At 72.3% G+C, this 12,892-nt stretch carries 11 protein-coding genes and 2 pseudogenes; 5 read left to right on the top strand and 8 right to left on the bottom strand.

Going from position 1 to position 12,892, the window contains the following annotated elements:
• A partial coding sequence (locus EYA84_RS14920; protein ID WP_131053675.1) for an alpha/beta hydrolase occupies nt 1-1,256 on the top strand: 1,256 nt, incomplete at its 5' end.
• A gap of 10 nt (nt 1,257-1,266) precedes the next feature.
• Here the strand turns inward: EYA84_RS14920 and glmS are convergent.
• Nucleotides 1,267-3,180 (bottom strand): glutamine--fructose-6-phosphate transaminase (isomerizing), encoded by a 1,914-nt coding sequence (gene glmS / locus EYA84_RS14915; RefSeq protein WP_131053674.1) that lies wholly within the window; start codon nt 3,178-3,180, stop codon nt 1,267-1,269.
• Nucleotides 3,181-3,335: 155 nt separating this feature from the next.
• On the opposite strand from glmS, the gene EYA84_RS14910 reads away from it, so the two are divergent.
• A complete protein-coding gene (locus EYA84_RS14910; RefSeq protein WP_131053673.1) occupies nt 3,336-4,529 on the top strand; it encodes a pyridoxal phosphate-dependent aminotransferase in 1,194 nt (397 codons plus the stop codon).
• Nucleotides 4,530-4,627: 98 nt separating this feature from the next.
• Here the strand turns inward: EYA84_RS14910 and glmM are convergent, their stop codons facing one another.
• The 7 genes from glmM to EYA84_RS14875 all read right to left on the bottom strand — a co-directional run bounded on the left by glmM (nt 4,628) and on the right by EYA84_RS14875 (nt 10,020).
• Nucleotides 4,628-5,980 carry a phosphoglucosamine mutase gene (gene glmM, locus EYA84_RS14905; RefSeq protein ID WP_131053672.1) on the bottom strand — a complete coding sequence of 451 codons (1,353 nt, stop codon included), beginning with the start codon at nt 5,978-5,980 and terminating at the stop codon, nt 4,628-4,630.
• Nucleotides 5,981-6,098: 118 nt separating this feature from the next.
• The gene (gene rpsI / locus EYA84_RS14900; RefSeq protein WP_102658823.1) at nt 6,099-6,563 is read right to left on the bottom strand and encodes a 30S ribosomal protein S9; all 465 of its coding nucleotides are present in this window, start codon (nt 6,561-6,563) and stop codon (nt 6,099-6,101) included.
• A 20-nt stretch (nt 6,564-6,583) separates the two neighbouring features.
• Entirely contained in the window at nt 6,584-7,027 is a 444-nt protein-coding gene (gene rplM / locus EYA84_RS14895) for a 50S ribosomal protein L13 (protein ID WP_131053671.1), read from the bottom strand.
• A 207-nt stretch (nt 7,028-7,234) separates the two neighbouring features.
• Nucleotides 7,235-8,605, bottom strand: coding sequence for a NarK family nitrate/nitrite MFS transporter (locus tag EYA84_RS14890; RefSeq protein ID WP_131053670.1), 1,371 nt, complete (start codon nt 8,603-8,605; stop codon nt 7,235-7,237).
• Nucleotides 8,606-8,706: 101 nt separating this feature from the next.
• Complete coding sequence (locus EYA84_RS14885) at nt 8,707-9,000, bottom strand: type II toxin-antitoxin system PemK/MazF family toxin (protein ID WP_131053669.1); 294 nt, start codon at nt 8,998-9,000, stop codon at nt 8,707-8,709.
• On the bottom strand, nt 8,990-9,277 hold the full coding sequence (locus EYA84_RS14880; protein WP_387260316.1) for a hypothetical protein: 288 nt from the start codon (nt 9,275-9,277) through the stop codon (nt 8,990-8,992). The genes EYA84_RS14885 and EYA84_RS14880 overlap by 11 nt, the downstream gene beginning before the upstream one ends.
• Nucleotides 9,277-10,020 carry a class I SAM-dependent methyltransferase gene (locus EYA84_RS14875; protein WP_131053667.1) on the bottom strand — a complete coding sequence of 248 codons (744 nt, stop codon included), beginning with the start codon at nt 10,018-10,020 and terminating at the stop codon, nt 9,277-9,279. The genes EYA84_RS14880 and EYA84_RS14875 overlap by 1 nt, the downstream gene beginning before the upstream one ends.
• Before the next feature lie 175 nt (nt 10,021-10,195).
• Here EYA84_RS14875 and EYA84_RS14870 point away from each other — a divergent pair.
• The 3 genes and pseudogenes from EYA84_RS14870 to EYA84_RS14865 all read left to right on the top strand — a co-directional run.
• Nucleotides 10,196-11,687 (top strand): annotated as a pseudogene (locus EYA84_RS14870) (molybdopterin oxidoreductase family protein); the annotation flags it as partial.
• A gap of 113 nt (nt 11,688-11,800) precedes the next feature.
• Nucleotides 11,801-12,418 (top strand): annotated as a pseudogene (locus EYA84_RS34065) (molybdopterin oxidoreductase family protein); the annotation flags it as partial.
• A partial coding sequence (locus EYA84_RS14865; protein WP_161594973.1) for an FAD-dependent oxidoreductase occupies nt 12,415-12,892 on the top strand: 478 nt, incomplete at its 3' end. The pseudogene EYA84_RS34065 and the gene EYA84_RS14865, both read left to right, overlap by 4 nt.

The following is a 12,892-nucleotide window of genomic DNA, read 5'->3' as shown; positions in this document are numbered from 1 at the left end:
GTGTCTCAGAGACAGGCCCCGACCCGGCGCGGGTGCCGCCGGAGCGGGCCGCCGCCACGGTGACCCCGGTGGCCACCGGCCTGCGGGACGCACTCGACCTGGCCGGGGCGGCCGACCGAGAGGCCGCCGGACGCCTCGGGCAGTTGTCGCGGGACGCCGCCGCCGGTTGGGTGGTCCCGCCTCCGCCGGGCCGACCCGCCCCGCACACCGACCCCGCCCGGGTACGCCAGTGGTGGACCGGGCTCAGCACGGCACAGCGTCGCTGGTTGGTGCTGCACGAGCCGGAGCTGGTCGGTCGCCTCGACGGGGTGCCGGCCGCCGACCGGGACCAGGCCAACCGCTCGCTGCTGGGCATCCGGCGGGAGGAACTCCGGGCGCGGTGGGAACGGCTGCTGGCCCGGGTGCCGCGCGGTCCGGCGGAGGTGGCCGGGCTGCGCGCGGTGGACGCCGCACTGACCGGGCTGGACGCGCTCGCCACCCGGCTCGACGCGACGGGGTCACCCCGGGCGTACCTGCTCGGGTTGGACGTGGGCGGCGAAGGACGCACGGTGGTGGCGCTGGGCGACCCGGACCGCGCCACCGGCGTGGTGACGTACGTGCCGGGGATGACCGCCGGGCTGGACGACGCCACCGGCGAGCTGGGCCGGGCGGCCCGGGTGCTGTCCCGCTGCGCCGACCTGGCACCGGGCCAGGAGACCTCGGCGGTGCTCTGGCTGGACTACGACGCCCCGGACTTCCTGCACGAGGCGGCCCGGGACGGGCAGGCCCGGGACGCGGGCGAGGCGCTGCACCGGTTCCAGGAGGGACTGCGGGCCACCCACGACGGACCACCGGCCCGGCAGACGGTGCTCGGGCACAGCTACGGGTCGCTGGTGGTCGGGACCGCCGCCCGGGACCATGGGCTCGCCGCGGACGCGCTGGTCTTCGTCGGCTCGCCCGGCGTCGGTGTGGGACACGCCTCCGAGCTGGGCGTCCCGCCCGAGCAGGTGTGGGCCAGCACCGCTCCGGACGACGTGATCCGGCTGACCCGCCCACCGGACGAGCTGGCCCGGCAGGCGGTGCTCGGCGCCTCGCCGGTCGGCACGGTCCTGGACTGGCTGGCCGGGTCGGACGACGAACGCTGGTTCGGGCGCGACCCGGCCGAGCCGGGTTTCGGAGGTCGGACGTTCCCCAGTGGCCGGTACGGTCACACCGGCTACTGGGATCCGGCCAACCCCGCGTTGGACGGCATGGCGCGAGTGGTGCTCGGCCGGTGAGCGCCCCGTGCTACTCCACGGTGACCGACTTGGCCAGGTTGCGCGGCTGGTCGACGTCGTGCCCCCGGGCGGCGGCGATCTCGGCCGCGAGCACCTGCAACGGCACGGTGGTCACCAGCGGGGCGAGCAGCGTCGGGGTACGCGGCACGTAGATCAGATGGTCGGCGTAGCGGACGACCGCCTCGTCGCCCTCCTCGGCGATCACGATGGTGCGGGCGCCCCGGGCGCGTACCTCCTGGATGTTGGAGACGATCTTGTCGTGCAGCAGGCCGCGACCGACCGGGGACGGCACCACGCAGATCACCGGGGTGCCCTGGTCGATCAGCGCGATCGGGCCGTGCTTGAGTTCACCCGCCGCGAAGCCCTCGGCGTGCATGTACGCCAGCTCCTTGAGCTTGAGCGCACCCTCCAGCGCCACCGGGTAGCCGACGTGCCGGCCGATGAACAGCACCGTCGGCGCGGACTTCAGCTCCCGGGCCAGCTCCCGGACCGGCTCGATCCGACCGAGCAGTTCCCGCAGCTTGTCCGGCACCTGGTGGAGCTGATCGACCACGGCCGCCACCTCGTCGGCGAACTTGATCCCCCGCACCTGGGCCAGGTGCAGCCCGATCAGATAACAGGCGACCAACTGGGTGAGGAACGCCTTGGTCGAGGCGACGGCGATCTCCGGACCGCCGTGGGTGTAGAGCACCGCGTCGGACTCCCGCGGGATGGTGGAACCGTTGGTGTTGCAGATGGCCAGCACCCGGGCCTTCTGCTCCTTGGCGTGCCGCAGCGCCATCAGGGTGTCCATGGTCTCGCCGGACTGCGAGATCACCACGATCAGGGTGGAGCGGTCCAGCACCGGGTCGCGGTACCGGAACTCGCTGGCCAGTTCCACCTCGCAGGGGATCCGGGTCCAGTGCTCGATGGCGTACTTGGCGACCATGCCGGAGTGGTACGCGGTGCCGCAGGCGACGATGAAGATCTTGTCGACGTCGCGCAGGTCCTGGTCGCTGAGGCGGACCTCGTCGAGCATGATCTCGCCGCTCTCGGTCAGCCGGCCCAGCAGCGTGTCGGCGACGGCCTGGGGCTGCTCCTCGATCTCCTTGAGCATGAACCAGTCGTAGCCGCCCTTCTCGGCGGCCGAGGAGTCCCAGTCGATGTGGAAGTCCTTGCCGCTGGCGGGCTGACCGGCGAAGTCGGTGATCTCGATGGTGTCGGCGGTGATCAGGACGATCTGGTCCTGGCCCAGCTCGACCGCCTCGCGGGTGTACTCGATGAACGCGGCGACGTCGCTGGCGAGGTAGTTCTCCCCATTGCCGCGCCCCACCACCAGGGGCGAGTTGCGACGCGCGCCGACGACGGCTCCGGGCACCCCGGCGTCCACCGCGAGCAGCGTGAAGGCACCCTCCAGCCGCTGGCAGACCACCCGCATGGCGGCGGCGAGCAACTGCGGCCCGTCCGGGTGGCCGGCGGCCCGCAGCTCGGCCAGGGCCTTGGCGAGCAGGTGCGCGGCGCACTCGGTGTCGGTGTCACTGACGAACTGGACGCCGTCGTCCTCCAGCTCGGTGCGGAGCTTGGCGAAGTTCTCGATGATGCCGTTGTGGATCACGGCGACCCCGCCGTCGGGTGACAGGTGCGGGTGCGCGTTGCGGTCCGTGGGGCCGCCGTGGGTGGCCCACCGGGTGTGCCCGATGCCGGTGGTGCCGTCGCCGATGCCGATCGGGCTGGCTCCGCAGCCGGCCGGGTCCTCGGCGGCACGCTCGGAGAGCACCTTCTCCAGGTTGGCCAGCTTGCCGGCCTTCTTCTCGGTCAGCAGCTGCCCGTCGCAGACCACGGCGACACCCGCCGAGTCGTAGCCGCGGTACTCCAGCCGCCGCAGGCCGTCGAGCACGATACCGAGCGCCGGCCGACTGCCGGCGTACCCCACGATTCCACACATGGGAGGCAGCCTAACCAGATCCGCTCACGATGTCTGCGCGAAAGCCGGGTAAACAATCACTGAATTTGAGCGATTAGCGCTACACGGTGATCGGTGTCACCTCGCACGCAAGCGGGGGCGGGCAGGACGACCGGGCCCAGCCGTACCCTGACCGTGTGACGAGCACCGATGTCGACCCCCTGGTGAGCCGGATGCGCCCGTTCGGGACGACGGTTTTCGCCGAGATGTCCGCTCTGGCCGTGCGTACCGGCGCGGTCAACCTCGGACAGGGTTTCCCGGACACCGACGGCCCGCCCGAGATGCTCGCCGCCGCCGCCGAGGCGCTGCGGGCCGGCCGCAACCAGTACCCGCCCGGCCCCGGCGTACCGGAGCTGCGCGCCGCCGTGGCGGCACACCAGCGCCGGTTCTGGGGCCTGGAGTACGACCCGGACGGCGAGATCGTGATCACGGCGGGCGCCACCGAGGCGATCGCCGCCGCGATCCTCGGTCTCTGCGAGCCGGGCGACGAGGTGGTCTGCTTCGAGCCCTACTACGACTCGTACGCCGCCTCGGTCACGCTGGCCGGAGCCGTCCGGCGACCGGTCACGCTGCGGCCCGGCGACGACGGGCGGTACGCCTTCGACCCGGCGGACCTGCGGGCCGCGTTCGGGCCGCGGACCCGACTGGTGCTGCTGAACTCCCCGCACAACCCGACCGGCAAGGTCTTCACCCCGGCCGAGTTGTCGCTGATCGCCGAGCTGTGCCAGGAGCACGGCGCGTACGCGGTCACCGACGAGGTGTACGAGCACCTGGTCTTCACCGACGCGTCGACCGGGCACGTCCCACTGGCCACGCTGCCCGGCATGCGCGAGCGCACGCTCCGCGTCTCGTCGGCCGGCAAGACGTTCTCCTGCACCGGCTGGAAGGTGGGCTGGGTCAGCGGTCCGGCGGCACTCGTCTCGGCGGTGCTGCGGGTCAAGCAGTTCCTCACCTTCGTCAACGCGGCGCCACTGCAACCTGCGGTCGCGGTGGCCCTCGCCCTGCCCGACGCCTACTTCACCGACTTCCGAGACGGCATGCAGGCCCGCCGCGACCAGTTGATCAGCGGGCTCGGCGACGCCGGCTTCGACGTGCTCACGCCGGAGGGGACGTACTTCGTCACCGCCGACATCACCGCCCTCGGCGGCACCGACGGCGTCGACTTCTGCCGGACGTTGCCGGAGCGCTGCGGCGTGGTGGCCGTACCCACCCAGGTCTTCTACGACGACCCGGAGGCCGGCCGGCGGCTGGTGCGGTTCGCGTTCTGCAAACGCCCGGAGGTGCTGACCGAGGCGGTGGCCCGGCTACGCCGGGCAGGCGCGCACGCCTGACCCGGCGGTCACCGCGTCCGGGCCCGACGGCGCGCCGCCGACCAGGTGAGCAGGGGGCACCACGGCCGCCCTGCCGCGTGTACCGGCCGTCGCGTCGGTCAGGCCGGGCTGGCCGTGCGGACCTGTTCGGCGATCCGCTCGGCGACCTTCCGTGCGGTCGCCTCGGTGGCCGCCTCGACCATCACCCGCACCAGCGGCTCGGTGCCCGAGGGGCGCAGCAGCACCCGTCCCGTCTCGCCCAGCTCGGCCTCGGCGCGTTCCACCTCGGCGCGGACGGCGGGCGCGGCGGCACCGACGGTGCGGTCACCCACCGGCACGTTGATCAGCACCTGCGGCAGCTTGGTCACCACCGCCGCGAGGTCCGCCAGGGTCCGGCCGGTGGCGGCCATCCGGGCCATCAGGTGCAGCCCGGTCAGCACCCCGTCGCCGGTGGTGGCGTACGCGGGCATGACGATGTGTCCACTCTGCTCACCGCCGAGCGCCAGCCCGGAGGCGCGCAGTTCCTCCAGCACGTACCGGTCGCCCACCTTGGTCTCGATCAGCCGGATGCCCTCGGCGGACATGGCCAGGCGCAGGCCGAGGTTGCTCATCACGGTGGCGACCAGGGTGTCCCCGGTCAGCGTGCCGGCCTCCCGCATGGCCAGCGCCAGGATCGCCATCACCTGGTCGCCGTCGACCTCGTCGCCGTCGGCGGTGACCGCCACGCAGCGGTCGGCGTCGCCGTCGTGCGCGATACCGAGGTGTGCGCCGTGCTCGACCACGGCCTGTTGCAGGGCGGCGATGTGGTTCGAGCCGCACCCGTCGTTGATGTTGAGCCCGTCCGGCTCGGCGTAGATCGCGACGACCTCGGCGCCCGCCTCGCGGTACACGGCCGGGGCGACCTCGGCGGCGGCGCCGTTGGCGCAGTCCACCACGACCTTGATCCCGTCGAGCCGGTGCGGCACGGTGCCCGCCAGGTGCTGCACGTAGTGGTCGGCGCCGTCGAGCAGGTCGTGTACGCGGCCCACTCCCGCACCGACCGGCCGCGTCCAGGCGGTGGTGGCGTTGGCCTCGATGGCCGCCTCGATCCGCATCTCGATCTCGTCGGGCAGCTTGTGCCCACCGGCCGCGAAGAGCTTGATCCCGTTGTCCGGCATCGGGTTGTGCGAGGCGGAGAGCATCACCCCGAGATCCGCCTTGGCCTCGGCGGTGAGGAACGCCACCGCCGGGGTGGGCAGCACGCCGACCCGGACCACGGTCGCTCCGGCGCTGGTCAGTCCGGCCACCACGGCCGCCTCCAGCATCTCGCCGCTGGCGCGGGTGTCCCGGCCGACCACGGCGATCGGAGCGTGACTGCGATCCGACTCGGCGAGGGTGTGGGCGGCCGCGACGGCCACCGAGAGCGCCAACTCCGGGGTGAGGTCGACGTTCGCCCGCCCGCGTACGCCGTCCGTGCCGAACAACCGGCCCATACCCACCAACCTCCGATGAAACTGCCGTTACAGGTGAAAAGCGGACGGCCGGTCCACCTCCCCGGGTCGAGGGGAGGCGGACCGGCCGTCCGTCAGAAGTACAAGGTGCGGCTGGAGATCAGCGCTTCGAGTACTGGGGAGCCTTACGGGCCTTCTTGAGGCCGTACTTCTTGCTCTCCTTGACCCGCGCGTCACGGGTCAGGAAGCCGGCCTTCTTGAGGGCCGGGCGGTCGTCGGGCTCGTTGACGATCAGCGCCCGCGCGATGGCCAGCCGCAGCGCACCGGCCTGGCCGGTGGTGCCGCCGCCCCGCAGGTTGGCGATCACGTCGAAGGCCTCGGGCTTCTCGGCGGTGACCAGCGGGTCCTTGATCAGCTGCTGGTGCACCTTGCTCGGGAAGTAGGCTTCCAGGTCGCGTCCGTTGCACGTGATCTTGCCGGTGCCCGGCACGATCCGGACTCGGACGATGGCCTCCTTGCGCCGACCCACGGTCTGGATCGGGCGGTCACCACGAGGCGCGCGGGCGACGGGCGCCGGCGCCTCGGTGGCCTCGGGGGCGACCTCGGTGGCGGTGATGTCGGTCATGCTGCTTCCTTCGCCCGCGCTCACTGCGCGATCTGCTTGATCTCGAACGGCGCCGGCTGCTGCGCGCCGTGCGGGTGCTCGGCACCGGCGTAGACCTTCAGCTTCTTGATCAGCTGACGGCCGAGCTTGTTGTGCGGGAGCATCCCCTTGACAGCCAGCTCGATGGCCCGGTCGGGGCGCTTGGCGAGCAGCTCCTCGTAACCGACCTGCTTCAGGCCGCCCGGGTAGCCGGAGTGGCGGTAGGCGATCTTCTGCTGCCGCTTGTTGCCGGTCAGCGCGACCTTGCCCGCGTTCACGATGACGACGAAGTCGCCCGTGTCGACGTGCGGCGCGAAAGTCGGCTTGTGCTTGCCCCGCAGCAGCGTGGCGGCGTGGGTGGCCAAGCGGCCCAGCACGACATCAGAGGCGTCGATGACGTGCCACTGACGCTCGATCTCACCCGGCTTCGGGCTGTACGTACGCACAGGTCTACCTTGTCTCGTCGTCGGTCTGGGGTAGCGCGCCGAGGTGACCAGGGCTTCCCGGTCGGACCAGCGCGCACGAACGACCAAGCGTACCTCAGGCGGCACGCCCACAGATGTCGTACAACAGCAGGCAACGATACCCGTAGCCCCGTCGGCCGGTCAAAACGGGGGTCCGGCGGGCGCGCCGGATGGAGGGACAATACCCCCTCAGACCCGTGCCCGCGCCATCCGGGACCCCGGCCGGAGGTACGCCACCCAGGTGACCGCCAGCAACACCAGGAAGAAACCGACATAGAAGCGCAGGGCCGGCTGGATCCCGCCGTAGGTCGACCGGGCCCAGGCGTAACAGATCGGCACCAGGAAACCGCCGAAGGCGCCGACCGCGGAGATGATGCCCAGCGCACCGGCGGCCTGCCGACGCATCGCCAGCATCACCTCCGGCGTACCGCCCAGGTCCTCGCCCTTGACCCGGAAGATCTTGCTGATCATCCGGTAGGTCGAGCCGTTGCCCACCCCGGTGGCGACGAAGAGCAGCAGGAAGGCCGCGAAGAAGACACCCATGCTGCGCCGCTCCACCGACCAGAGGGCGGCCAGCGCACCGGCGGCCATCAGCACGAAGCTGACCACCGTGACCCGGGCACCGCCGACGACGTCGGCCAGGCGACCGCCGAAGGGCCGGCAGAACGAGCCGACCGCAGCGCCGAGGAACGCCCAGGCCAACGCGGTGTCCGGCCGGCCGAACACCGAGGTGAGCAGCGTCGGGAAGGCCGCCGAGTAGCCGATGAACGAGCCGAAGGTGCCGATGTAGAGCAGGGACATGATCCAGGTGTCCCGGTGCCGCAGCGACGACCAGACCGGCCCCACGTCGGCCTTGGCCTCGACCAGGTTGTCCATGAAGAGGTACGCGCAGACGGCGGCGATCACCGCGAGCGGGACGTACATCAGTCCGGCGCGGGCCAGCACGAGCCCGCCGCCGAGCACGATCACCTGCGGCACGACGAACTGCACCACCGCGACCCCGATGTTGCCGCCGGCCGCGTTGAGGCCCAGCGCCCAGCCCTTCTCCCGTTCGGGGTAGAAGAAGGAGATGTTCGCCATGCTGGAGGCGAAGTTGCCGCCGCCGAGACCGGCGCTCGCGGCGATCAGCAGCAACGGCAGGAACCCGATCTCCGGATGCTCGACCGCCCAGGCCAGGCCGGCGCAGGGCACGATCAGCAGCAGCGCGGAGACGACCGTCCAGTTCCGTCCGCCGAAGACCGGCACGGCGAAGGTGTACGGCAACCGCAGCAGCGCCCCCACCCCGCTCGGTACGGCGGTCAGCCAGAGCGCCTGGCTGGTGGTCAACTGCCACCCGGCGTCGCCGAGCCGGACGACGACGATGCTCCACAGCAGCCACACCGAGAAACCGATGTGTTCCGCGAAGATCGACCAGATGAGGTTGCGTCGGGCGATCCGACTGCCGGTGGTACGCCAGAATCCCGGATCCTCCGGCGTCCAGTGCCCGATCCAGCGACCGGGCCTGCGGTCCAGGTCCTGCGTGTCCTCGATAACCTCGGGGCGCGTGCTCGTGGTGGTCATGGCGCCGAAGCTAGGAATCGAGCGTTACCGTGGCGTTCGCCCTCGGGGTCGACGGCGCAACGGGGAGCGCACCGGCGCCGCGCGCCGGTGGTGAGGAACGGTCAGAGCTGCTGGAGGATGCGCAGCGCCCGGTCGATCCGGCGCATGGTCTCGATGTCGGCGACGTCCACGCACTCGGCGAACCACTTCTTCATCGGAGACGAGATCCGGTCCGGCATGACCACCCAGCCGCCCATCGGCACCGCCAGGGGCGAGTCGCGCAGCAGCGCCGCCTCGACCACCTCGGCGACGATCACGATGGGCACCGCGGTGGAGTTGTAGACATCCGAGCTGATCACGAGCCCGAGCCGCTCGCGAGCCCCGGCGATCCGCCAGACCTCGCCCCTACGCAGCACGCGGGCGACCGCCGAAGAGCAGGTCGTCGACCATGCCCACCTCCTGCGCGTCGGCCAGCGAGGCCGACTCCAGGTCCAGTCCGGCCCGCCCGACCGCGGCGGCGTGCGCCGCGAAGACCTCACGCAGGGCCTTCTCCCGGGCAGCCTGATCCATCCAGGCCGACAGGGAGAGCCCTTCGCGCTTGGCGAACCGCCTGGCCTCCGCGATCGTCTCGTCGGAGAACGACAGAGTCACCTTGGCTGTCATGCCGGTCAGACTACCCGCTGGTATGACCATCAGTCATCCGTCGAGTACCGCGAGCTGTCGCCGGACGGGCCGTTGGCACCCGGGGCACGGCCGCCGAAGACCGCGAACCGCCACGCCTTGAAGAAGCAGTCCACATCGGTCAGCCCCGCGTCGGACAGCCAACGACACTGCTCCCCCACGGACGCCGGCCGGTCGTACGCCATCCGCTGCGCGGCGGCGGCGATCTCGTCGGCGTCGGAGCCGCGCGCGGTGATCTGGGCCAGCCAGACCTCGTGGTAACGCCGGTCCAGCTCGGCGGTGGGGCCGGCGACCTGTTCGGCGTTGACGAAGACGCCTCCGGGCACCAGCGCCTCGGCGGCCCGCCGGTAGAGGTCCCGCTTTCCGGCGTCGTCGAGGTGGTGGACGGCGAGCGCGCTGACCACCGCGTCGTAGCGCCCGTCGGGCAGCGGGTCGGTCAGGTCGGCCACCACCACCCGGTGCGGCACGCCCCGGCTGGTGAGCTGGTCGGCGGCGACGGCCAGCATCTTCGGCGCGGCGTCGACGAGGGTCAGCCGGACTCCGGGCACGGCGGCGGCGACCAGCGACGACAGCAGACCGGTGCCGGCGCCCAGATCCAACACCTCGGGGGTACGCCCGGCGGCGCGGGCGGCACGCAACGCCGGCTCGACGACCTCGACGGCCGTGCCGTAGAACCCGTCGAAACAGGGCACCAGTCGCCGCCGCGCGGCGTCGTAGCTGCCGGCCACCGCGTCGAACGCCTGAGCCACATCCATGTCGATCCCCCCGATCCGTCGCCGTCGCGCACACTTCCCACATGACAGGATTTTCGTTCCATATTGTAGACCTCTCGACCCCGCGCGCAGCCGACGTGCGGTGTGAGGTGCTCTTGACAGGGCCGAAACAAACGGGACGCCGACCGGAAACCGCCCAACGGCACGCTTTGCCGACATGACAGACGGTGCACGGTCGGCGACTCGATCGGGGGAAACACCCCGGGAGGTGGCGACGCACTGCCCGTACTGCGCCCTCCAGTGCGGGATGACCCTGCGCCAGGACGAGGACCGGATCTCCGTACACCCCCGGGACTTCCCGACCAACCGGGGCGGCCTCTGCCAGAAGGGCTGGACCTCCGCCGAGCTGCTCGACCACCCCGACCGGCTGACCACCCCGCTGCTGCGCGACCCGGCCACCGGCCGACTCGTACCGGCGAGCTGGGAGGCGGCGCTGGACCGCATCGTCACCGGGCTGGGCGAGGTACAGCAGCGGCACGGCCGCGACGCCGTCGCCGTCTTCGGCGGCGGCGGGCTCACCAACGAGAAGGCGTACGCACTGGGCAAGTTCGCCCGCGTGGCGCTGCGTACCCGACACATCGACTACAACGGACGGTTCTGCATGTCCTCGGCCGCCGCAGCCGGGATGCGGGCCTTCGGCGTCGACCGGGGACTGCCGTTCCCGCTCGCCGACCTGGGCCGGGCGGACACCCTGCTGCTGGTCGGCGCGAACCCGGCCGAGACGATGCCACCGCTGGTGCGCTGGCTCACCGAACAGCGGGAACGCGGCGGCACGCTGATCGTGATCGACCCGCGCGCCACCGCCACCGCCCGGCAGGCCGACCTGCACCTGCAACCCCTGCCCGGCACCGACCTGGCGGTGGCCAACGCACTGCTGCACACCGTGCTGACCGAGGGCTACGTCGACGGGTCGTACGTCGCCACCCGCACCAACGGTTTCACCGACGTACGCCGTGCCGTGGCGGGCTGGTGGCCGGCTCGGGCCGAGGCGCTCTCCGGCGTACCCGTGGCCGACCTGGAGGCGACCGCCCGCGCCCTCGGCACCGCCGAACGGGCGATCATCCTCACCGCCCGGGGCGCCGAACAGCACGCCAAGGGCGTCGACACGGTCACCGCCTTCGTCAACCTGGCGCTCGCCCTCGGCCTGCCCGGCCGGCCCGGCTCCGGGTACGGCTGCCTGACCGGGCAGGGCAACGGCCAGGGCGGCCGGGAGCACGGGCAGAAGGCCGACCAGCTACCCGGGTACCGCAGGATCGACGATCCGGCGGCCCGGGCACACGTCGCGGAGGTCTGGGGCGTACCCGCAGACGAGCTGCCCGGTCCGGGCGCGCCGGCGTACCGGTTGCTGGACTCACTGGGCACCGCGGACGGACCCCGGGCGTTGCTGGTCTTCGGCTCCAACCCGGTGGTCTCCGCACCGCGCGCGGCCCGGATCGAGAGCCGGCTGCGCGACCTGGACCTGCTCGTCGTCGCCGACTTCCTGCTCTCCGAGACCGCCGCGCTGGCCGACGTGGTGCTGCCCACGGCGCAGTGGGCCGAGGAGGACGGCACCATGACCAACCTGGAGGGACGGGTGCTGCGCCGACGCGCGCTCCGCCCCCCGCCGACCGGTGTCCGCACCGACCTCGCCATCCTCGCCGCCATCGAGGACCTTCTGAAAGGAAGGGCCCCTTCCTATCGCCTCGTGCATAGCAAGGGTCCCCTCCTAACACCCGGCGCGGACGCGAGCGACGACGCGGGAGCGGGTGTGCCGGAGGCCGATCCGCAGGCGGTGTTCGAGGAACTGCGGCGGGCCTCGGCGGGCGGGCTCGCCGACTACGCCGGCATCAGTTGGGACCGCATCGACGAGGCGGACGGGGTGTTCTGGCCCTGCCCACGCAGCGACGGGCCGGACTCGCCCCGACTCTTCGCGGACCGCTTCGCCACCCCGGACGGGCTGGCCCGGTTCCACCCGGTGGAGCACCGGCCGGCGGCCGAGGAGGTCTGTCCGGAGTACCCGCTGCACTTCACCACCGGCCGGGTACTCGCCCAATACCAGTCCGGCACACAGACCCGGCGGGTGGCGGCGCTGCGCCGGGCCGCCCCCGACGCGTTCGTGGAGCTGCACCCGGATCTGGCCGATCGGCTCGGGGTGGCCGACGGCGAACCGATCCGGGTGGTCTCCCGGCGAGGCGAGTTCCGGGCGCCTGCCCGGCTGAGTCCGGCGATCCGGCCGGACACCGTCTTCGCGCCGTTCCACTGGGCCGGCGCGGCACGGGCCAACTCCGTCACCAACGACGCGGTCGACCCGATCTCCGGCATGCCCGAGTTCAAGATCTGCGCCGTCCGCCTGGAGAAGGTCGCACCAGGCGACGCGGAGCGCAGCGGAGTGTTGCCATGAGCGGCGATCGGGTGGTCGTGGTCGGCAACGGGATGGCCGGTGCCCGGTTGGCGAGCGAGCTGCGCGGGCGGGGCGGGGACCTCAAGGTCACCGTGCTCGGCGCGGAGCCGCATCGGGCGTACAACCGGATCATGTTGTCGACGCTGCTCACCGGCAAGATCAGCGAGCTGGACGTGGAGTTGGCGGAGGCGGCCGGGCGGGGGGTCGACGTCCGCACCGGGGTCACCGTCCGGGCCGTCGACCGGGCCGCCCGGGAGGTACGCACCGACGACGGCGACCGGATCCGCTACGACCATCTGGTGCTCGCCACGGGTGCGCGGGCGGTCGTGCCGCCGTTGCCCGGTCTCGATGCGGCCCACCTGCCGGACCGGGTGGTCGCGTTCCGCACGCTGGACGACTGCCGGCGCATCATCGCGACGGCCCGGGGTGCCCGGCGGGCGCTGGTGCTCGGGGGCGGGCTGCTCGGCCTGGAGG

This window comes from Verrucosispora sp. SN26_14.1 (assembly GCF_004307965.1).
Classification (GTDB): domain Bacteria; phylum Actinomycetota; class Actinomycetes; order Mycobacteriales; family Micromonosporaceae; genus Micromonospora.
Note: the sequence above shows the minus strand (reverse complement) of the source record. Positions and strands in the feature narration are given on the sequence as shown.

Excerpts from the sequence above, each read along its gene's own strand:
- glmS (WP_131053674.1), bottom strand. The coding sequence starts at position 3,180 with ATGTGTGGAATCGTGGGGTACGCCGGCAGTCGGCCGGCGCTCGGTATC.
- glmM (WP_131053672.1), bottom strand. The coding sequence starts at position 5,980 with ATGGGCCGGTTGTTCGGCACGGACGGCGTACGCGGGCGGGCGAACGTC.
- rpsI (WP_102658823.1), bottom strand. The coding sequence starts at position 6,563 with ATGACCGACATCACCGCCACCGAGGTCGCCCCCGAGGCCACCGAGGCG.
- EYA84_RS14890 (WP_131053670.1), bottom strand. The coding sequence starts at position 8,605 with ATGACCACCACGAGCACGCGCCCCGAGGTTATCGAGGACACGCAGGAC.
- EYA84_RS14880 (WP_387260316.1), bottom strand. The coding sequence starts at position 9,277 with ATGGTCATACCAGCGGGTAGTCTGACCGGCATGACAGCCAAGGTGACT.
- EYA84_RS14875 (WP_131053667.1), bottom strand. The coding sequence starts at position 10,020 with ATGGATGTGGCTCAGGCGTTCGACGCGGTGGCCGGCAGCTACGACGCC.